The sequence below is a fragment of the Kangiella geojedonensis genome (genome assembly GCF_000981765.1).
In the GTDB taxonomy this organism is placed as follows: Bacteria; Pseudomonadota; Gammaproteobacteria; order Enterobacterales; family Kangiellaceae; genus Kangiella; species Kangiella geojedonensis.
Genome location: NZ_CP010975.1, coordinates 1,122,400 through 1,143,286, shown reverse-complemented (window position 1 = coordinate 1,143,286; position 20,887 = coordinate 1,122,400). Strand labels below are relative to the sequence as shown.

Annotated in this window: 17 protein-coding genes and 1 tRNA gene; 11 read left to right on the top strand and 7 right to left on the bottom strand. The window is 43.2% G+C overall.

Annotated features, from left to right (window positions below):
* Positions 1 to 3 precede the first annotated feature (3 nt).
* From TQ33_RS05075 to TQ33_RS05060, 4 genes are all read left to right on the top strand, one after another.
* Positions 4 to 1,143 (top strand): saccharopine dehydrogenase family protein, encoded by a 1,140-nt coding sequence (locus TQ33_RS05075; protein WP_046561093.1) that lies wholly within the window; start codon positions 4 to 6, stop codon positions 1,141 to 1,143.
* A gap of 27 nt (positions 1,144 to 1,170) precedes the next feature.
* Complete coding sequence (locus TQ33_RS05070; protein ID WP_046561092.1) at positions 1,171 to 1,410, top strand: EF-hand domain-containing protein; 240 nt, start codon at positions 1,171 to 1,173, stop codon at positions 1,408 to 1,410.
* A 319-nt stretch (positions 1,411 to 1,729) separates the two neighbouring features.
* Positions 1,730 to 3,250, top strand: coding sequence for an L-piperidine-6-carboxylate dehydrogenase (amaB, locus tag TQ33_RS05065; RefSeq protein ID WP_046561091.1), 1,521 nt, complete (start codon positions 1,730 to 1,732; stop codon positions 3,248 to 3,250).
* A gap of 66 nt (positions 3,251 to 3,316) precedes the next feature.
* Positions 3,317 to 4,354, top strand: a complete 1,038-nt coding sequence (locus TQ33_RS05060; RefSeq protein ID WP_046561090.1) for a Glu/Leu/Phe/Val family dehydrogenase — start codon at positions 3,317 to 3,319, stop codon at positions 4,352 to 4,354.
* A gap of 77 nt (positions 4,355 to 4,431) precedes the next feature.
* On the opposite strand, the gene TQ33_RS05055 is transcribed toward TQ33_RS05060, so the two are convergent.
* Positions 4,432 to 5,661: a hypothetical protein gene (locus tag TQ33_RS05055; RefSeq protein WP_046561089.1), complete on the bottom strand. Its 1,230-nt coding sequence runs from the start codon at positions 5,659 to 5,661 to the stop codon at positions 4,432 to 4,434.
* Positions 5,662 to 6,241: 580 nt separating this feature from the next.
* On the opposite strand from TQ33_RS05055, the gene speD reads away from it, so the two are divergent.
* The 5 genes from speD (at position 6,242) to aguB (ending at position 11,612) form a co-directional block, all read left to right on the top strand.
* Positions 6,242 to 6,715 carry an adenosylmethionine decarboxylase gene (gene speD, locus TQ33_RS05050; RefSeq protein ID WP_046561088.1) on the top strand — a complete coding sequence of 158 codons (474 nt, stop codon included), beginning with the start codon at positions 6,242 to 6,244 and terminating at the stop codon, positions 6,713 to 6,715.
* A 40-nt stretch (positions 6,716 to 6,755) separates the two neighbouring features.
* Complete coding sequence (gene speE, locus TQ33_RS05045) at positions 6,756 to 7,604, top strand: polyamine aminopropyltransferase (RefSeq protein ID WP_046561087.1); 849 nt, start codon at positions 6,756 to 6,758, stop codon at positions 7,602 to 7,604.
* Positions 7,605 to 7,781: 177 nt separating this feature from the next.
* Positions 7,782 to 9,707: a biosynthetic arginine decarboxylase gene (speA, locus tag TQ33_RS05040; RefSeq protein WP_046561086.1), complete on the top strand. Its 1,926-nt coding sequence runs from the start codon at positions 7,782 to 7,784 to the stop codon at positions 9,705 to 9,707.
* Positions 9,708 to 9,729: 22 nt separating this feature from the next.
* Positions 9,730 to 10,740, top strand: coding sequence for an agmatine deiminase family protein (locus TQ33_RS05035; protein WP_046561085.1), 1,011 nt, complete (start codon positions 9,730 to 9,732; stop codon positions 10,738 to 10,740).
* Between the two features lie 11 nt (positions 10,741 to 10,751).
* Complete coding sequence (gene aguB, locus TQ33_RS05030; RefSeq protein ID WP_046561084.1) at positions 10,752 to 11,612, top strand: N-carbamoylputrescine amidase; 861 nt, start codon at positions 10,752 to 10,754, stop codon at positions 11,610 to 11,612.
* Between the two features lie 39 nt (positions 11,613 to 11,651).
* Here aguB and TQ33_RS05025 read toward each other — a convergent pair whose 3' ends face one another.
* The 4 genes from TQ33_RS05025 to TQ33_RS05010 all read right to left on the bottom strand — a co-directional run bounded on the left by TQ33_RS05025 (position 11,652) and on the right by TQ33_RS05010 (position 13,799).
* A complete protein-coding gene (locus TQ33_RS05025) occupies positions 11,652 to 12,023 on the bottom strand; it encodes a VOC family protein (protein WP_046561083.1) in 372 nt (123 codons plus the stop codon).
* Positions 12,024 to 12,026: 3 nt separating this feature from the next.
* Positions 12,027 to 12,728, bottom strand: coding sequence for a rhodanese-like domain-containing protein (locus tag TQ33_RS11635; RefSeq protein ID WP_052735210.1), 702 nt, complete (start codon positions 12,726 to 12,728; stop codon positions 12,027 to 12,029).
* A gap of 66 nt (positions 12,729 to 12,794) precedes the next feature.
* A tRNA-Arg gene (locus TQ33_RS05015) sits at positions 12,795 to 12,870 on the bottom strand.
* A 62-nt stretch (positions 12,871 to 12,932) separates the two neighbouring features.
* Positions 12,933 to 13,799, bottom strand: a complete 867-nt coding sequence (locus TQ33_RS05010; RefSeq protein WP_046561082.1) for a LysR substrate-binding domain-containing protein — start codon at positions 13,797 to 13,799, stop codon at positions 12,933 to 12,935.
* Positions 13,800 to 13,910: 111 nt separating this feature from the next.
* On the opposite strand from TQ33_RS05010, the gene TQ33_RS05005 reads away from it, so the two are divergent.
* Together TQ33_RS05005 and fghA are read left to right on the top strand one after the other, a co-directional pair.
* On the top strand, positions 13,911 to 15,035 hold the full coding sequence (locus TQ33_RS05005) for an S-(hydroxymethyl)glutathione dehydrogenase/class III alcohol dehydrogenase (protein ID WP_046561081.1): 1,125 nt from the start codon (positions 13,911 to 13,913) through the stop codon (positions 15,033 to 15,035).
* A gap of 34 nt (positions 15,036 to 15,069) precedes the next feature.
* Positions 15,070 to 15,906, top strand: coding sequence for an S-formylglutathione hydrolase (gene fghA, locus TQ33_RS05000; protein ID WP_046561080.1), 837 nt, complete (start codon positions 15,070 to 15,072; stop codon positions 15,904 to 15,906).
* 40 nt (positions 15,907 to 15,946) lie between these two features.
* Here the strand turns inward: fghA and TQ33_RS11630 are convergent, their stop codons facing one another.
* Both TQ33_RS11630 and TQ33_RS04990 read right to left on the bottom strand, forming a co-directional pair.
* Entirely contained in the window at positions 15,947 to 17,893 is a 1,947-nt protein-coding gene (locus TQ33_RS11630; RefSeq protein WP_052735209.1) for an alpha/beta hydrolase family protein, read from the bottom strand.
* A gap of 93 nt (positions 17,894 to 17,986) precedes the next feature.
* On the bottom strand, positions 17,987 to 20,803 hold the full coding sequence (locus tag TQ33_RS04990; RefSeq protein ID WP_046561079.1) for a TonB-dependent receptor plug domain-containing protein: 2,817 nt from the start codon (positions 20,801 to 20,803) through the stop codon (positions 17,987 to 17,989).
* Positions 20,804 to 20,887 lie beyond the last annotated feature (84 nt).

Genomic DNA, 20,887 nt, shown 5'->3' with positions numbered 1-20,887 from the left:
TTTATGAGTAACATTATTGTGTTAGGTGCTGGTATGGTAGGAAGTGTCATCGCTAGAGACCTTTCTGAAAAACATGACGTCACTATTGCCGACATTGAACCGCAAACATTAAAGCTACTCAAAAAACGGCTTCCTTCTATCAACACTGAAGAAGTCAACGCACTGGATGCAGAAGCGTTAAAAAACCTATTAAAACCGTTCGATATCGTGATTTGTGCAGTTCCCGGCAATTTGGGCTTTAAAGTCTTAAAAAATGTTATTGAAGCCGGAAAAAACGTGGTGGATATTTCGTTTGCTGAAGAAAACTGCCTCGAACTCGATTATTTAGCTAAACAGAATAACGTCACTGCGGTTATCGATTGCGGGGTTGCTCCTGGCATGGATAACCTTCTCCTAGGCTTTCTTAACACCAAAATCGAAGTTACTGATTTCGAGTGTTTTGTCGGTGGTTTACCCAAAACTCGTAGCAAGCCGTTTGAATACAAAGCACCATTCTCACCGTTAGACGTTATCGCTGAATATGTTCGCCCGGTACATTACTTCGAAAATGGTCGCGAGCTAGTCAAAGAGCCGCTAACGGATCGTGAACTGGTTGAGTTTGACCGAATCGGCACATTGGAAGCTTTTAATACGGATGGCCTGCGCAGTTTGATTTACACCATGAGTCACATCCCAAACATGAAGGAAAAAACGCTACGTTACCCTGGGCATGTAGAGGCTATTCGTACACTAAAACACAGCGGATTTTTTGACCAAGAGCCGGTTACAGTCAATGGCATGGAGATTAGTCCATTAGAATTTACATCGAAGGTTCTTATTAACGAGTGGAAACTTAAACGCAAAGAAGAAGAATTCACTATTATGCGCGTTAATATCCGCGGTATTGAAAGCGGAAAACGCAAAGAATATATCTATGACTTGTATGATGAGTATGACAACATTAAGCAAGAAACCTCCATGGCAAGAACCACCGGTTTCACCGCGAATGCTGTCGCCAACCTAATATTGAAGGACAAATTTAACAAAGTTGGGGTTTATGCACCTGAGCATATCGGCGGGCACACAGATTGTTGCAAAACGGTGATTGACTACATGGAAGAACGTAAAGTACGGTATCGCCTAGAAGTGAATAGCTTGGATTAAGCCAAGCTTCCAGAATTAAGGAGTTTTATGAAACCACTTAGCGAAGAACGCGTTGAACAAATTAAAGAGCATTTCAAGTTCTTTGATCGCGATGATAACGGACGAATTGACGTTGATGAATTTGGAGAGTTACTTCAGGTCCTCTCTCCAGACTCAGGCACTGAGCAAATTCATGAAGGCTTTTCTTTGATCGATACTGATGGCAGTGGTTACATCGAGTTCGAAGAATTTCTAACGTGGTGGAAAACCTGCTGGTGGGAATTTTAACCCTCACAAAATCTAATGCATCCTCTCTAATCATTTTCGTTAGAGAGGGTTCATCGCCCTCTTATCTTTCCTCAACTTTATATCTCTCAAACTGCTCACAGTTTAACCAAGCATGAATTTTTCTTATTAGAAATACAACTTCCATAGAGTTTGCTTGAAAAACTTGTCCGACCAGAAGCCGTATTGATTAATCTTTAACCAACACAGCCAAAATATACTGGCGAAAACACGGCTCTGGTGGTAAGGTTGCTGCGCAAAATTGAGATACGAGAATGATTATTTTTAATGCATCCACGTATTAACCGAATTAGGGGTTTGTATGAATTTTTTGAGCGAGTTAGGTATTCAAGATATCAACCAATCTGCAAGTTGGGGTGATGGCTATACTGACACTCAAGATGCTGGCGTTATCGAATCAATTAACCCCGCTACGGGCGAGTTAATTGCGAAGGTCAACGTTACGTCAGAAAAAGATTACGACAAAGTTATGCAGCACGCTGAGCAAGCTTTCGCTGAGTGGCGCATGGTTCCAGCCCCTGTTCGTGGCGAATTAGTGCGCCAAATGGCTGACGCTTTGCGTGTGCATAAAGATGCCTTAGGTAGCCTAGTTAGCGCCGAAATGGGCAAAATTAAAGCCGAAGGTGATGGCGAAGTTCAAGAAATGATCGACATGGCAGATTTTGCTGTTGGTCAGTCACGTATGCTCTACGGCAAAACCATGCACTCTGAGCGCCCTGAGCATCGCATGTACGAACAGTGGCACCCTCTTGGTGTGACAGGTGTTATTTCTGCCTTCAACTTCCCTGTAGCAGTCTGGTCTTGGAATGCCTTTGTAGCTGCTGTTTGCGGTAACACTGTGGTCTGGAAACCATCACCGAAAACCCCATTAACGGGTGTTGCTGTACAAAACATTTGTAACAAGGTGCTCGAAAAGAACGGTTATAAGGGCATCTTCTGCTTATTTATTGACGGCGAAGAAAACAAGCTGTCACAAAAATTTATAGAAGACCCACGCGTTAAGAAAATGTCGTTCACCGGCTCTAGCGAAGTTGGTCGTATGGTTGGCATGAAAGTTGCTGAACGTATGTGTAAATCGCTTCTTGAGTTATCAGGCAATAACGCCTTGATTCTTGATGAAACGGCCGATCTTGATTTAGCTGTTCCAGCGGTCGTTTTTGGCGCTGTCGGCACAGCAGGACAACGCTGTACATCGACGCGTCGTTTAATCGTGCATAAAAGCATTGCCGATGAAGTCATCCCAACCATAGCCAATGCTTACCAGCAAGTTAAAATCGGCAACCCATTAGACTCGGATACGTTAATGGGCCCGCTGATTGATGAACAGGCGGTTAAAAACTTTGAGAACACGGTAGCTAAAGCCAAAGAAGCTGGTGGCGAAGTATTAGCGGGTGGTAAAAGAATCGACGGTAAAGGCCACTTTGTTGAGCCTACATTCATACGTGCTGAAAATCATTGGGACATTGTTCAAACAGAAACTTTTGCTCCAATTTTGTATGTTATGACATACGACACTATTGATGAAGCTTTAGCGATGCAGAATCACTCTAAAGCTGGACTTTCTTCAGCCATCTTTACCCGCGATATTAAGAACGCTGAACGCTTCTTATCAGCAATAGGTTCTGACTGTGGTATTGCCAACGTTAATATCGGTACTTCAGGTGCAGAAATTGGCGGTGCTTTCGGCGGTGAAAAAGAGACTGGTGGCGGACGTGAAGCCGGCTCTGATGCCTGGAAAGCTTACATGCGTCGTCAGACCAACACGATTTTCTGGGGAGAGACTCCAGTACTCGCTCAAGGCATAAAATTCGACTTGGGCTAACGATTTCTTTTGATGCCACACACTTAAGTTGTGGCTTTTGTTTTTTCCTTTTGATAGGAGTTTTTTATGGCGGTTTTTAACCTTCGCGCCTATGACGATCACGAACAAATCGTATTTTGTCGTGACGTAGAGTCAGGGCTTAAAGCAATTATTTGTGTCCACAATACTAACCTTGGCCCAGCGGTCGGTGGTTGTCGTATGTGGGATTATAATTCTGATGAAGGCGCATTGATCGACGCACTTCGCCTTTCGCGAGGCATGACGTATAAAAATGCTATGGCTGGCCTCAACATGGGCGGCGGCAAATCAGTAATTATTGGTAACTCTAAGACCATGAAGTCTGAAGAGTTATTCCGTGCTTTCGGACGTTTTGTCGACAAGCTAAGCGGTAAATACATCACTGCTGAAGATGTGGGCATCAACCCACAAGATATGGCTGTAGTGAATAAAGAAACTAATCATGTGCTAGGGCTTGAGGGCAAATCAGGTGATCCATCTCCTGTTACAGCCTACGGCGTATTCACTGGTCTTAAAGCTGCAGTTAATCACCGTTTGGGGCGCGATGACCTTGATGGCTTGAAAGTATCTGTTCAAGGTTTAGGTCACGTTGGTTACTACCTGTGTCGTCATTTGCATGAGCAAGGCGCCAAGCTTGTGGTTACTGACATCAATAAAGAAAGCGTTGACCGTGTGGTTGATGAATTTGGTGCTACCGCGGTAGATACTGATGATATCTATCACCAAGAAGTCGACGTTTACGCACCTTGTGCACTAGGCGCTACTATTAACGATAATACGCTTCCTAAGATTCAGGCTTCGGTTATTGCTGGCGCAGCAAACAACCAGCTTGCTGAAGATCGTCATGGTGATATTTTGATGCAAAAAGGCATCTTGTATGCGCCTGACTACGTGATTAACGCAGGTGGTATCATCAATGTTTCCTTCGAAGAAAGCTATGATCAAGCGGCTGCTCTGAAGAAAGTTGATGAGATCTATGGCACTTTGACTGAAGTGTTCGATGCATCGAAATCATCAGGTCGTCCGACTAACGTGATTGCAGATGAAATCGCGCGTCAACGTGTAGCGGATGCTAAGAAAGTGTAAGCCTAGCCGTTCACTTCTTACAAAAAAGCGAGCTAATGAGCTCGCTTTTTTTATGCTAAAACCATTCTAAAGTCGATTTAATCTATCGCATACTGGAAGTACATACGGTAAGCCGTTGACCAAATAGGGAACTCGACTTGCATCAAGAAGCAGGTATAGTCATCACGGTTACATTTAGACATCGAGAATAACTCGTCCACCAACTCATTAGCCATGGGGTAACCAAGCTTTTGGCTGAAGTCATCATTTGGGCCTGAAAGACCAAGATCTGCTTCGTCATGGAATCGATCAAACCACAAAGAGTCTGGGCTATTGATAATATTAATCAACTGAGAGCCACTCGAATAGATACCGGCATTGGCAACGCTACGCATGGCGTATTTCTTATCAAGGAAACACATCACATACAAATTCTTTGTTGGGTAGCGCGTATGAGCTCCTACACAGCTGGCTTTTTTACCACCATGGAAAGGCCCCAACTGTTCTTTTGGATAATTTTTGATAACCCCAATATTAGTTTCTGAGTTTTTGTCCGTTTCAGTCGGTACAATCATCCAGTTTTCACCATGAGTAAAATCTTTGATGTGGTCAATAATGGAGGGGCTCGTCAGCTCTCGAATTAGAGAAACGTGACTTAAGTCATCACCTTTTTGCTCACCCTGAGAAATAATATCAGGTTTTTCGAAGTCTAGAGTATTTTCTCCCGGCACCACTGGAACCATGACAGGTCGAGAGTTTTCAGAAGCACGACAGCCTTCATAATAGCTTAACGTAAACTGTTGAAGATACTTTGAGTCATGGTCATTCTCTTTGATGATGCATGCAAAAAATGAGCTTTCCATTGACTCACCTGTAACCAGCTTCGCGGCTTCATAAAGAGCCGCACGACCATCACGTTTAGAGCCTGTACGTTCAGTTGAGCTGGAGTTTGAATCATTAATCAGCTTTTTCAATGCAGAGTGACTGCGCGAGTATTCATAGATCAAGTTTTCAAAGCGTTGAACAACCGCTCTCGCCTCATCCACTAACTTAGGATTGATGCTTTTCTCTTCCGCCAAGTCGATAAAGCCTTTTAATCCTGCTGGGCCAGGCAATGAATTAACAACCTCCAACCCGTCTACTGCTTTATTAATCGTCTCAACCATTCTTTGACAGGTTGATTTGTTAGCGTTCAACCATTTCGACATGCCTGTTATCGTTTTGGCATGGTTAGGAAAATCTTCTACAAGGTTCGCTAAACCATTTTTAATGCGTTCTCCTTCACGCCCAATAAGGGATAGTTCCTTACGAGATAAAGTCTTACTCACGGTTTTCTCCACTAAAGATTAAAGCAAATATGCATCAACACACTTATTATTGCACAATCCATGATTTACCTCACATTTTTTTTACCTGAAATGTAAATGTTTATATCTCAGTACAGTTAAATGTGAAAACACCTGAGGTTAGCCTTCTAAGCCTCTAAAATAGTAAGGTTTAATACTGCCGAAACTGTATATCCCCTTCAAAAGGTGTAAAGAATACTGACACAAAAATTAGACAGGCCAATATATCTCAATCAATGGTTTCTTGCTAGTGCAATCAAATTCTTTTTGCAATGTTTCTAACATAAACTATAAAGGCTCCACCATGATTACTTTTTAAACAGTTTTATTGTAAAAAGTATTGCATTTCCAGCAAAAAAGCGTATAAAGCACAGTCTAAATTGTGCTGGTTAATGTTGCTCAAAACAAAGCTCGTTACGTTTGAGCATCAACGTTGATAACCTATTGAATTACATCAACATTTAGCCTGCTCAGTAGGTCTGGGAAGTTTCTATCGTTACGCCCCCAGAAAATACATTTATAAAGCTTGTTTATGGCTTCCCCATGAGAGGAGATTAAAGAAGTGTATAAAGACTTCGACTATAACCAAGAGATTGATCCTACTGGCGCAACAGACACTCAGTGGCCTTCTTTTAAGAACGTTAATGAGAACGATGAGCGAAACGATCATTTCATACAACGTGATGGCAAGCAGTTTGCTGGTACGCACCTGATCATTGACTTATGGGGCGCTTCTAGACTTGATAATTTACAAGTCATGGAGCAAGCCTTTCGTGAAGCTGTGATCGAATGTGGCGCTACCCTGCTTCATATTCACATGCATCACTTCACCCCAAACGGCGGTATTTCAGGTGTTGCTGTGCTTGCAGAATCACACATCAGTGTTCACACATGGCCTGAGCGCGATTACGCTGCGTTCGACGTCTTTATGTGTGGCGACGCTGAGCCTCATAAAGCAACTGAAATCCTACGCAAAGCTTTCTTACCGTCTGAAGTTTCGGTAAAAGAGATCTTGCGTGGCGAAGTTCATAACTAATCAATATTGAACTCATTCTGAGTAACGGATAAGTGCCGATATGAGCAAACGTTTTATTGAAACGCTTTACAAAACCTACGGGCAAAGTTTTATTGTCGATGAAATACTGTTCGAGAGTAAAACTGACCACCAGCACCTGATCATTTTTAATAATGAACAGTTTGGCCGAGTCATGGCTTTGGACGGTGTGATTCAAACCACAGAGAAAGATGAGTTCATCTACCATGAGATGCTCACTCACGTTCCCTTATTTGCTCACGGCAACGCTAAGCGCGTATTAATCATTGGCGGTGGCGATGGCGGTATATTACGTGAAGTATTACGTCACCCTGAAGTCGAGCACGTGACCATGGTTGAGATAGATCAGGCTGTGGTTGATATGTGTAAGCAGTACTTCCCTAAGCACTCAGATGGCGCTTTTGATGACCCGCGCGTGAACTTAGTGATTGATGATGGTGTTGACTTTATTGTTAACAACACAGAGCTTTACGACGTTATTATTTCAGACTCTACCGATCCTGAAGGTCCTGGCGAAGTGCTGTTTAGTTCGCGTTTTTACAAAGGCTGTAAAGAGAGCTTAACTGAGGGTGGCATTTTAGCGACGCAAAACGGTGTTAGCTTCATGCAAATTGATGAAGTGAAGACAACTTTTAACCGTTTTGAAGGATTATTTACCGACCGCTGGTTCTACGCTGCACCTGTACCAACCTATATCGGTGGCATTATGACCTTAGCTTGGGGCACGGATAACGAGGCTTTACGTCAGCAGTCGGTAGAAGAAATACGCGAACGATTTACACAGAGCAACATCAAGACCCGGTACTATACGCCGGAGCTTCATGTCGCCAGTTTTGCTTTACCCCAATATGTCGTCGATGTTCTTAAGTAATACCACGACAAAGGTCAAACAAGGCGGGCTACTAGCACCGCCTTTTTTGTGCCTGTACTTTTTACCTCTAATAAGAAGTAATAGTTAACACGACACTGGGTTTACCCTACTTTATCAATACGTTAGCCTTTATACTGTCCAAAACAGCAGGCTAAGTTTAACGGAGCACAACAGCGAATGACTGTTACAACAAACGACTGGTCAATTGAGCAAGCACGTTCTTTTTATAACCTTCCTTATTGGAGTGATGGTTACTTTGATCTGAATGATGCTGGCGAACTTACTGTCTCGCCCGATAAGAGCCGCCCTGAGCTCACCTTTTCCTTATCTTCTGTATGTAAGGAGTTACAGGGTCGCGGCTTTCAGATGCCTTCCCTACTTCGTTTCGGCGATATTGTGCATAATCGCGTCAACAGCTTATGTCACGCCTTTAACCAAGCTATTGGTGAACTTGAGTATCAGGGCAAATATACGGTTTGTTATCCGATCAAAGTGAACCAACAGCGACGAGTGGTTGAGGAAATTGTAAAAAGCCAAGATGGTATCAGCAAAGACGCTAAACAGATCGGTCTTGAGGCTGGTAGCAAACCTGAGTTAATGGCTGTGTTAGCAATGTCTGAAAACACCAATTCAACCATTGTCTGCAACGGTTACAAAGATCGTGAATATTTACGCGCAGCATTAATTGGCTCCGAACTTGGCCATAAAGTTTATATTGTCATTGAAAAGCTGTCAGAGCTTCATTTGCTCTTAGAGGAAGCTGAAAGTATGGGCATCAAGCCAACCATTGGCGTGCGCGCTCGCTTAGCGTCTAAGGGCGAATCCAAGTGGCAAACATCCGGCGGCGACCATTCAAAATTTGGCCTATCCGCGAGCCAGATTTTGCGCTTGGTAGAGACGCTACAGGAACGTGAACAGTTGGATATTTTCCAGCTACTTCACTTCCACCTTGGGTCACAAATCACGTCGATTCACGATATTCGTAACGCCTTAAAAGAATGTGCACGTTTCTATGCCGAACTGCACACCTTAGGCGCCCCGATCACAACGGTTGATGTGGGTGGCGGCTTAGGTGTCGACTATGAAGGTACCCGCAGCCAAAGTCACTGCTCGATGAACTATACGCTTGAAGAATATGCGTACCATGTAGTGAATGGCTTCTTTGAAGTTGCTGATGAGCACCAATTACCGCATCCGAATATTATTACGGAGTCAGGTCGCGCCCTGACTGCGCACCATGCGGTGTTAATTGCCAACGTGATTGACTCAGAGTCGCCAATTAAATTTGATGTAGAAGAGCCTCGTAAGGACGCTCCAACCGTATTACAACACCTTTGGACAACGTACCAAGAAGTGTTAAGCGGCGATAACAACCGCCTGATTCAAGCGCACCATGACGCAGGCTATTATCTCAACGAGGCTCAAGGGATGTTTAGTCATCAAGTTTTAAGTCTTGCTGATCGCGCAGTTGCCGAGCGACTTCACCGACTAGTGTTGCTGAAGATTAGGCAACGACTGGTACCTGAAACGCTGGAGCAGGAAAGTATTTTAGCGAGCCTGAATGAGCAGTTAGCGAGCAAGTTCTTTGTTAATTTTTCGATTTTCCAATCACTGCCGGATGCTTGGGCTATCGATCAAATATTCCCAGTGATGCCACTGCAAGGGTTAGACCAAGAGCCAACTGAAAGCGCCATCATCCAAGACATCACCTGCGATAGTGATGGTTTGCTAGAACAGTACGTCAATAATCATGGTATTACTTCGACTATACAGTTGCCAGAATACCAACACGGCGAAGAGTATTTACTAGGCTTTTTCCTAGTGGGCGCTTATCAGGAAATTTTAGGGGATATGCACAATCTATTTGGTGATACACACACTATTGATTTGCGTGTCGCTGATAACGGTGAGCTAGAAATCTACAATACTGACTATGGTTCAGGCGTTGATGAGCTTTTAGATTATGTCGATTTTGATGCGAAATCTTTATTAGAATCTTATCGTCGCCAGTTAAAAGCCAGTGGTTTAGAACTTTCTCAGCAACGCCAATACCTCGCCGAACTGCGCGAAGGTATTTATGGCTACAGTTATTTAGAAGACTAGCTTTATCAGATTAAGGAAAGACATGAGTCAATTAACGAAACGTCGCTGGCCAGCAGAGTGGGAAAAGCACCAAGCCACTTGGATGGCTTGGCCTTGCCGCAAAGAAATTTGGAGCAATGGCCTAGAAAAAGCTCGTCACGCTTTTGCAAAGATAGCCAATACCATTTCTGAGTATGAGCCCGTTAATATGATTGTGCGTGCGGAAGACGCGCCTTCTGCGCAAAAACTTCTGAACTCAGACATTGAGATCCACTTCTTTGAACTCGACGACAGTTGGGCTCGTGATATTTCTCCGCTGTGGGTCGAAGAACAGTTAGATGGTTCTAAGCATTCTCTGGCGTTAAAGTTTATCTTTAACGCTTGGGGTAATAAGTTTGAACCTTATGCTCACGACGCTAAAGTTGCTGAACATATAACCCAAATCGTTCAGTCGAAAGTTGAGTCACATGACGTTGTGCTAGAAGGCGGCTCTATCCATGGTAATGGTCAAGGAACTATACTCACGACCAAAGAGTGTCTGTTAAACCCGAACCGTAATCCACAGCTAACTCAAGATGATATCGAGTCCTTCTTGCTTAAGACCTTTGGCGCCAAAGATGTCATATGGCTTAATAAAGGCGTGTTCGGTGACGTTGATACTGACGGTCACATTGATAATATCGCTTGCTTTGTGGATGACAAAACAATTCTTACTCAAAGCACTAGTGATCGCGCCAGCGAAAACTTTAGTATTTATCATGAGAACCGCGAAATCATTCATGACGCAGGAATGAGCTTAGTTGAAATTCCTGAACCAGAGGCTCGATATCGTGATGGTGAGCGCGAGCCTCTATCCTACATTAATTATTATATTGCCAATGACTTGGTGGTTCTGCCCGCTTTTGGATGCAAGCAAGATCAAGCCGCTTTATCAATGTTAAAAGACTTGTATCCTAAGCGTGATATCAAGCAGATTGATGCTAACGAAATCTTGATAGGTGGTGGTGGTATCCACTGTATCACCATGCAACAACCGCTAATTCAAAGTGCTTAACGTGAGATAAGATGATGAGAAACGTTACTTTTGCTGCTACACAGTTTGCTGTAACCGATAGTTTTGATCAAAATTTAGAGCTAGGCGAATCGCTAGTGCGTAAAGCAGCCGCTCAAGGTGCTGAGGCTATTTTACTGCAAGAACTTTTCGCGGGCTTTTATTGGTGCAAAGACCAAGACCCAAAATATTTTGATTGGGCCGAACCTTACGATACGAGTAAAGTCCTGAAGCATTTTTCAGCGCTAGCAAAAGAGCTCGGCGTAGTGCTCCCGGTTAGTTATTTTGAGAAGTCCGGCAATGCGCACTTCAATTCGCTCGCTATGATTGATGCGGATGGCACCATCTTAGACAACTATCGTAAAACCCATATTCCCGATGGCCCCGGCTACCAGGAAAAATTTTATTTTAGTCCTGGCGACACGGGCTTTAAAGTTTGGGATACGAAATTTGGTCGCTTAGGCGCTGCCATTTGCTGGGATCAATGGTTTCCAGAAACAGCTAGAGTTTTAGCCCTAAAAGGTGCAGAAGCCATTTTCTATCCAACGGCTATTGGTAGCGAGCCCCAAGATCCCAACTGGGATTCGCGCCGGCATTGGCAACGCGTAATGCAGGGTCATAGTGGCGCGAACATGGTACCAGTCATTGCGTCGAATCGTATCGGTACGGAAAAAGGTGACAGCTGCGATATCACTTTCTACGGCTCATCATTTATTACGGATAATTTTGGCGAAAAAGTTAAGGAGATGGATAAGACGACTCAAGGTGTGATTACTCATGAGTTCGACCTAGACTTATTAGCGAAACAGCGAGCCAGTTGGGGCTTATTCAGGGATCGTCGCCCAGAGCATTATCAAAGGATAACGTCGTTATAAGTAAGCTGTTAAACAGAAAAGCCTCTCCTAGAGGCTTTTTTATTTTACCTGCCACAGTTCGATCTTATTGCCCTCGGGATCCATAAACCACGCAAAAATCCCCATCTCATCTTCACAAGGTTCTCCGACTAACTTCCCTCCCGCTTGCTCAACTTGCTTCAAACATTCATGAATATCATCCACAATAAAGTTCAACATAAAGGCTTTTTCCGAAGGCTCAAAATAGTCCGTATCTTCTTTAAAAGGCCCCCAAACGGTACAAGATTTTTCCGGCGCATCTTTTTGTAAAAAGTGTGAACCGCCATAACTCGGATCAATACTGAATCCAAGAGTGTTGTGGTACCACTTACCTAAAGCATCCCTATCTTTGGATTTAAAAAATATTCCTCCAACCCCAACAACTTTTCCCATTGCTTATTCCTCGCTACCCATCAGCTTCTCTACTGTGTCCTGATCCACGCCATTAATCACGTTGGTATAACCCAGCTGATTTAATGTCGCCGTTGCTTTACCGGCACGGTTGCCACTTCGACAGTAAACTACTACTCGTTCATCTTTAGCAAAATCAAGCTCTGTAGCACGCTCAGAAATCTCATCATAAGGAATATGGTCCGCTTGAGGATAATGGCCACTATCAAACTCCTGCTGAGTGCGAACGTCCAAGACCACAGCATCATTAAGAGTTTTGTCGTCCATTACAATGAAATGAGCCTTATAATTAGCAGGGTCTATTCTAATGTTCGTGGCTGGGTACGGCTTTAGATAACCTAGTTGTACCGTCATATCATTAATTTTTAAGCGTGAATCTTCATCAGCTCCGCCGATGGTCATCACTTTTTGTATAGGCGTTTCTTCCAAAGTGTAATTAACCACAAGGCTGGCACTACCTTGATGTATGCATTGAGTTCCTTTGGGACAACGAGAGTCTTCCTTTATTCGTTCAAATTCAAACTCCACATTATTGAATAACACTTTCTCACCAGCGGTTAAAGTGAAGTCTCTTGGTAATTCTGAATTGGAACCTGGGTGCTCAGGCTGCTCCTCATCCAAACTATCAGCACGGCAGCCTAAGGTCACAAAGGCGATCACTACAATTAATAAACGCTTCAAACTCATGGCGTTACTCCTTTTATAAAAAACAATAACTGCATTGTTGTCATAGAAGGACTAAAAAGCAAGGAATGGCGTCCCCACCAGGACTCGAACCTGGAGCTTAGGCTTAGGAGGCCCATGATTTATCCAGTTAATCGATGGGGACGCAGAAGAAATGATATAAAAATCAACGGTATTATAGACATTACGGGGAAATTTTAAATGACATCATTCAATGTTTTTGACCAAGTGGTCAATAAGCACTCTAAGTTTTGGCGACATAAAACGGTTCTGCGGGTAAACGGCCCAAATACCCTCCTCCGCCATCCGATAAGCTTCCAGCAGTGGCACTAAGCGCCCCTCAGACAAATACTGTTTGGTGTAATAGTCTGGCAGTTGAACGATGCCGATACCTTGCAATGCTGCCTGCGTTAAGCCAAAACCACTGTTGTATCGCAAGCTCCCGCTAACTCTAACACTCTTCTCACGACCATCCACATGAAATCGCCAATAATCCAGAGTGCCTAATAAACAGTTATGTCGGGATAACTCTGAAATGGTGTGTGGTGTGCCATACTTATCTAAATACTCTGGCGATGCGCATACAAAATTCGAACGCTGGCTCAGCTTCCTAGCCATCAACGTAGAGTCCTTTAGATCGCCAATTCTTATGGCTAAATCATAGCCGTCTTCAACAATATCAACGCGCTTATTGGTTAGGTAAGCTTCTACATCAACTTCTGGATACAAAGTCTGAAAGTCATTAATCAAAGGCAAGATGACCTGCTCACCATAAGTTACCGTTGCGGTTAACTTAATTTTTCCTTGAGGTTTACTCTGTAAATTTAGTAACTCATCTTCCGCATGTTGCAAACCATCCAAAACGGCTCTGCAGTGCTGGTAATAAACACTGCCTTCCTGGGTTATGGTTACGGTTCTTGTGGTGCGGTACAACAACTTCACATTAAGCCGCGCCTCGAGCTGACTAATCTGTCGGCTCACCTGCGCAGTGGATATATCCAGCTTGTGAGCTGCCGATGTAAAGCTCCCTTCTTCCGCAACGGCGACAAACTCTGAAATTCCCTGCCACTTCATATTACTACCTTTTATTGTTACTGCTGTGTAATAGTTATTTAATAAAATAGATATTATCATTATTTAGTAAACAAATATAATAAGACCATCAATTAGTTTGAGGAAAAAACAATGTCACAAGAATTTATCAAATCTAAAGCCGCCATTGCTTGGGAAGCTGGAAAACCACTATCCATTGAAGAAGTCGACGTTATGCCGCCACAAAAAGGCGAAGTATTGGTTCGTATCGTCGCAACTGGCGTCTGCCACACAGACGCATTCACTTTATCTGGCGATGATCCAGAAGGCGTATTTCCAGCAATTCTAGGCCATGAAGGTGGCGGTATTGTCGAGCAAGTGGGTGAAGGCGTCACTAGCGTTGAAGTTGGTGACCACGTTATTCCACTTTACACCGCAGAATGTGGCGAATGTAAGATGTGTACCTCAGGCAAAACAAACTTATGCTCCGCAGTTCGCGAAACACAAGGCAAAGGTTTAATGCCAGACGGCACCACTCGTTTCTACAAAGACGGGCAACCTATCTACCACTATATGGGGACTTCAACCTTCTCGGAATACACGGTTCTGCCAGAAATTTCTTTGGCCAAAGTGAATAAAGAAGCACCGCTAGAAGAAGTCTGCTTGCTTGGCTGTGGCGTAACCACTGGCATGGGAGCGGTAATGAATACGGCCAAAGTCGAAGAAGGCGCAACGGTCGCTATTTTTGGTCTTGGGGGTATTGGCCTATCAGCCATCATAGGTGCCACTATGGCGAAAGCTGGTCGCATCATCGCCATTGATATCAACGAAAGCAAATTCGACCTAGCGAAAAAACTCGGGGCTACTGACTGCATTAACCCTAAAAATTACGACAAACCGATTCAAGACGTTATTGTTGAGCTGACGGATGGTGGCGTCGATTACTCTTTCGAGTGCATTGGTAATGTTGACGTAATGCGTTCCGCGTTAGAGTGTTGTCATAAAGGCTGGGGCGAATCGATTATTATTGGTGTCGCAGGTGCTGGTCAAGAAATCTCTACACGCCCTTTCCAACTGGTTACAGGCCGTGTATGGAAAGGAACAGCTTTTGGTGGCGTTAAAGGACGTTCAGAGCTACCAGACTACGTCGAACGATACATGAATGGCGAGTTTAAGTTGAATGATTTTATTACCCATACGATGGAACTAGAAAAAATCAACGAAGCTTTTGAGCTGATGCACGAAGGTAAAAGTATTCGTAGCGTGATTCACTACTAGAGAAAGATTAGGCTTTAAGACTAAGGTATAGAATATGACTATAGAAAACTTAAGCTCAAACAAATCGTTTGGTGGATGGCACAAGCAGTACCAACATGAATCAAAATCACTCAACTGTAATATGCAGTTTGCTATTTACTTACCGCCTCAAGCGACCCAATCGACTCCTGTGCCAGTAATTTACTGGCTTTCAGGGCTTACCTGCACTGATGAAAACTTCATGCAGAAAGCAGGTGCTCAGCGCATCGCAGCCGAGCTTGGCATCGCCATTGTCGCACCAGACACCAGTCCACGAGGCGATGACGTGGCCAACGATGATTCTTATGACTTAGGCCAAGGCGCAGGCTTTTATATTAATGCCACCCAAAACCCCTGGGGTAAGCACTACCAGATGTACGACTACATCAACGATGAACTCCCTAAACTTATTAAAGAAACCTTTCCGGTCACCGACAAATGGGCAATTTCTGGACACTCTATGGGTGGTCATGGAGCGCTGATGATGGCATTACGCAACCCACAAAAATACTCATCCGTATCGGCGTTCAGCCCAATTGTTAATCCTGTTAACTGCCCCTGGGGAGAAAAGGCCTTCACAGCCTATCTTGGCGATGATAAAGCCGATTGGCGTGAATACGACTCAACAGAATTGCTCCGCAAAAGCTCTGTTGAGATACCAACATTGATAGACCAAGGTTTGTCTGATAATTTCCTTGCTGAACAATTAAAACCACAGAACTTTGTGACCCTCGCCACGGATAAAGCTTTCCCTTTAACTTATAGAGAGCATGAAGGCTACGACCACAGCTACTACTTTATTAGTAGTTTTATCGAAGATCATCTTAAGTTTCACAAGGAAAATTTGAAATAATAGAAGGTAAAAAAAAGCCGCTTTAAAGCGGCTTTTCTTGTTAATCAACCCTACTAGTTGTCACTTTGGTTTTTAGATTTTGATTTAGAAAGTTGAGCATTTTAGTATATGCTTCTATTCGATTTTCTTCATCAGCAAACCCATGCCCTTCATTCGGCTTCACTAGTGATTGGTAAGGTATATTCGCTTCATCAAGCTTCTCTGTTAACACCTCATAATGCTCGATAGGCGTTCTTCTATCACCAGTACCGTGCACTATTAAAAGATTTGCCTTAATTTTATCCACAAAATTTACAGGTGAACGTTCGTAAGCAAACTCTTCGTTATCATAACCCCAGGCTTCGTTTAAAAACTCACGACCAGTTTCACGCTCATAAATATCAGAGTATTTAAAGACTTTAATATCATACGCCCCGGCATAACCAATTGCGCACTGATATAAATCCGGCTCTTTAACCACCCCCATTAGTGCAGCATAGGCACCATAACTTGCGCCCGCGATACAGATACGATCTTTATCCGCGATGCCTTTCTCTACAGCCCAAAGCGTCGCATCAGTTAAGTCATCCTGCATCTCACGGCCCATTTTTTTATAGTGATCATACTGGAAGCTTCGCCCTCTTCCGCCTGAACCACGATAATTGACTTGTAAAACCGCGTAGCCATTGTATGCGTAATAATGTGCTTCTGGATCATAATTCCAACGGTCATAAGGACCGTATGGCCCACCATGAACTAACACAACCATTGGAAGATTTTTTTCTTTTCCTTTTGGCAACGTTAGGTATCCTCTAATTTCTAACCCATCCCTTGCTTTGAATGAAATTGGATGCCTAAGCCCAAGTTCTTCAGTTTTAATCCAAGGCAACGCCTTCATCTCAAAAGACAGCTTATTATTTTTTGCATCATAGAGATAAAAAGTGCCAGCATCTTGATCATTAGATACTTTGACAATAGAAAAGCGGTTATCTCTAGTAGGCTGACCAATATCGACGACTTTATCTGGGAATGCCGCTTCTAAGCTAGACTGAATTTTATACGCTCTATTTTCGGTGTTAAAGAAACTGGTCTCTGGGTAGTTTGGAAGTCTCTCTACGCCGACCACTTGAGGGTTGTCATACTGATAATCATAAATATACCCTTCAACATCAGCATCGCCCTCAAGCTTGTGTACCAAGCTCATTTCCTTAGTGCTTAAGTCAATGGAGTAAATCCCTGAGCCTTGTTCATTCCTGTCAGAAAAGACCATTAACTTTGAATCATTATCGTAAACTTGGATTGGGTTAATCATCCCATTTTCACGCTTAAACTCTTCAAATTTTTCCCATTCACCAGATGAATTTTTTAGATACAAAACGATTAAATCATCATCCTCATCCGCTAAGCCGATACTAACATAAGCCTTTTTGTCTGAACCGATTAACAGGTTTCCGTTTTTAACGGCTCCCGTTTCGAGTTTTTTATATCTGCTTGAATAAATGTCAAACTCAAATAATGCTGGATAGTTCCTTTCGTACATAATAGCTAAGACTTTGTCTTCATCACTATCCAAAGTATCCACTACCCTAAAGCCTCTTGGTAAAGATGTGCCTGCTCCGGCTTTATTTCTAGGTGGCCATATTTGGTATTTTTTTGTTCCATCTACATCGCCAGCAAAGTAATAGCCTGTTCTTGCAGGTAGATCTAGGGGACCAACTTTCTTATTCTGACTAACGACCAATCTTTTATCCGAAGCCCAAAAAAAACTTCCAGCCTCAAAGTCCTGTGGAAAGAAAAATCTCTGTTTAATCTCTTTTGTTTCTCTGTCTAGTATGTAGACTTCTTTCTTGCCAGTGGCCTCCCCTCGTACAGCTAAGTACTTCCCATCAGGAGATAAGCGAAGACTATCTGCTTGGCTGTATTTAAAGAAGTCTTCAACAGTTAGCTGCGCAATGCTGGTTATTGGAAGTAGTAAAAACGACAAAACAAAGGCTTTTAATATTTTCATAACAGATCCTACTGTATCAATTTGTAGCTTTTATAGTTATAGTCAAAAAAGCCCTGCTTTTGCAGGGCTTTATTTGCACCTAAACGTTATAGTTTAGAATACATATGTTGCTTCTAGGTAGACCTCACGACCAATACCTGCACCACCGTATACAAAGTTGTTGTACCATGGGAATGCGTTAGCACCGATAGTTCTATCACGAGGCGCTCCATTATCAAACAAGTCACGTATCGTTAAACGCGTACGGAAGTCTGAACTCCAGTTATAACTAGTAGTTAAGTTATAACGGAAGTGAGGAGGAACTCGATCATTTAACGTGCCGTCTTGAACTAGAGGGTGACCTGGGTCATACACAGTTGTAGAACCACGGCGAAGCATTGTTAATGCTACGCTAAAGTCATCATAGCTGTAAGCCGCAGTTGCGTTAATGTTAGAGCGAGGCTCCCACCCACCTAAGATTGGGTCATCACGTAACTCAACGCCATCAAACTCATGACTTAATAGGTGTGAATAATTAACAACAAAGTCTAAACGACCGTAGTCAATATCAAACCCATAAATCAAACGAGCATCAACAGATTCCACAGACTCTTCTGAAATGTTACGAGGAGTCACGTTAAAAGAGCTGATCTCATCAACATCATCATCTGGGTTATAGACACGTGTAATTAAGTTAGAAACTTGATCACAGCTAATGTCTGATAAGTCTTGTGACGGTCTAGAACCAGTGACTTCTACAGTGCCATTAGTCAAACAGTCAAACTCACGGAACAATAATGAGCTTGAAGATAATTGAGCTACGCGGTCTTCAAGAGTCACTTTCTGCCAATCAAGCTGGAACGATAAGTCATCGGTAATGTCATAAACAAAACCAGCCCAGCGAGTATCACCAGTCTCATCTTTCAGAGGCTCATTACCCACTTCACCTGGACCTAGACGACGAGCAAAAATTTGAGTGCCCGTACAGTCGTCAATCGCATCGAAACTACCAGGCTCGCCAAGTCCCTGCCAGCAAGAGTATAAATCGGTCACTGTGGTATAGAAACCAGTGCGACTATACACTTGAACTAAATCAGGAGCGCGGAATGACTCAGAGTAACCGCCACGGAATAAGAAGCTATCCGAAGGACGCCACTCGAACTTTACAGATGGTGTAACTCGAGTTCCGATTGACGATGATTCGTTATCATACTTATCAGCACGAGCAGCTACGTTAATATCTAGCGTTTCATGTAGAGGGATATTCATCTCCATACCAACAGCAGTACGAGTTCTATCACCTTGACCATCATAACCCGTCAAACCAAGCCAACCAGAGCCAGCCGTGTATGGGAACGGAGGTTGCTGAGTAATTAACTCATCTGGTACAAACTTAAGTTCTTGCTTTTCAAACTCAAGAATACCTGCATAAGAAACAGGACCAGCACTCATCTCCCAAAGGTCACCACGCAACATAAACTGCGCACCAGTTGAAGATGTTTCATTACCATAAGTTTGAGTACCAAGGGCACTATTTACTAAACCACGGTTTGAATCATCAACTTGAGCAAACAAGTTATCGAACAAACCGAAAGTTCCGTTACCTTGGAAAACTGGTGTAGCACCGGCATAACCTAAGAAGTCACCAAAGAAAACGTCAATAGCTTCTTGTGCTTTAAAGCGAACACGACTACTTTCTAACTCATACTCACTGCGATAAACAGATGCTTCCCACTCATGGTCACCAAAATAACCGCGGGCACCAAAAGACGCATTATAAGAGTTATCTTCAAACTTTGAGTCTAAAGAACGCTGTAAATCTGACTCGTAGAAGCTTCTCAAGACAGTATAATAATCACCATTATTTACGTTAAAAATACGCTCTTGAATGAAGATGCTGTAACGGTCTACAGATGATTCGCTCGAGTTATATAAAAGCTCACCAAAAAGCTCTACGTCGCCTAGGTCATAAGTACCGTTAGCAAAAACAGACAGCTGCTCACGCTCGTTACGGAAGTTAGTTAAGGCGATATTATCTCGACCACATAGATAGCCTAGTGACTCTGAGAATAAAAATCGTTCTGAACCAAAGTTCTCACACTGGTTACCTGGATCAACTAGCGTGAATGAGTTTCGGTCTAAAACATAAGTATCAAAGTTAAGCGTTGGAGACTCAATATCTGAATAAGGGTAATCATCATTAGAGTCATACTTATCATAATCACCAGCACTAATAGGGTCTGTTTGACGGTATGAAATACCGACAGTGAAGTTACCATTTTCAGTTACTGTACCAGTCGTCAGGTCGACACGGTAGTCGTTACCTTCGGCCTCTACTGGACGTCCATAAATAACATTTAAAGTTGTTTCATCAACATTTTGCTTTAAAACGATATTTACAACACCTGCAACAGCGTCAGAACCATAAATTGATGAACCACCACCGCTTAGAACTTCGATACGCTCGATTGCGGCTTGTGGGATTGCACCAAAGTTTACCGCAGAGCTACTGCCTTGGTATGCTGCTGGGTAGTTAGCTACTCGACGACCATTAATTAAAGTCAAAGAGTTACCAACACCAAAGCCTCGAATATTCAGGGTGCGAATATCAGGAGTGAAGCCACCCGAAAACTCAGGCCCCTCAATTTGAACACCTGTATTAATAGTTAGGTCATTCAGTGCATCATATACCGTTGTATGACCTTGCTTTTTCATGTCGTCGCCAGTAATAATCAATACCGGTGACGCACCTTCTACGTGATTTCTCTTTAGGCGTGAACCAACAACAGTTACTACTTCTGTTTTCGCCTGTTCCTCTTGTTCCTCTTCACTTCCCTCTTCCGCAGCATAAGCCGTGGTAGTGAAAGCCAATGAAGCAGAGGCAAAAAGTGCTAACTTTACCGCTTTCGCGATAATATTATGCTTACTCATTGTCAATGTCTCCCCAGTGTATTATATATTTTGCCGTCCCTTATGTGTCCGACCAAGAAATACTAATGCATATTCGAACAGTTT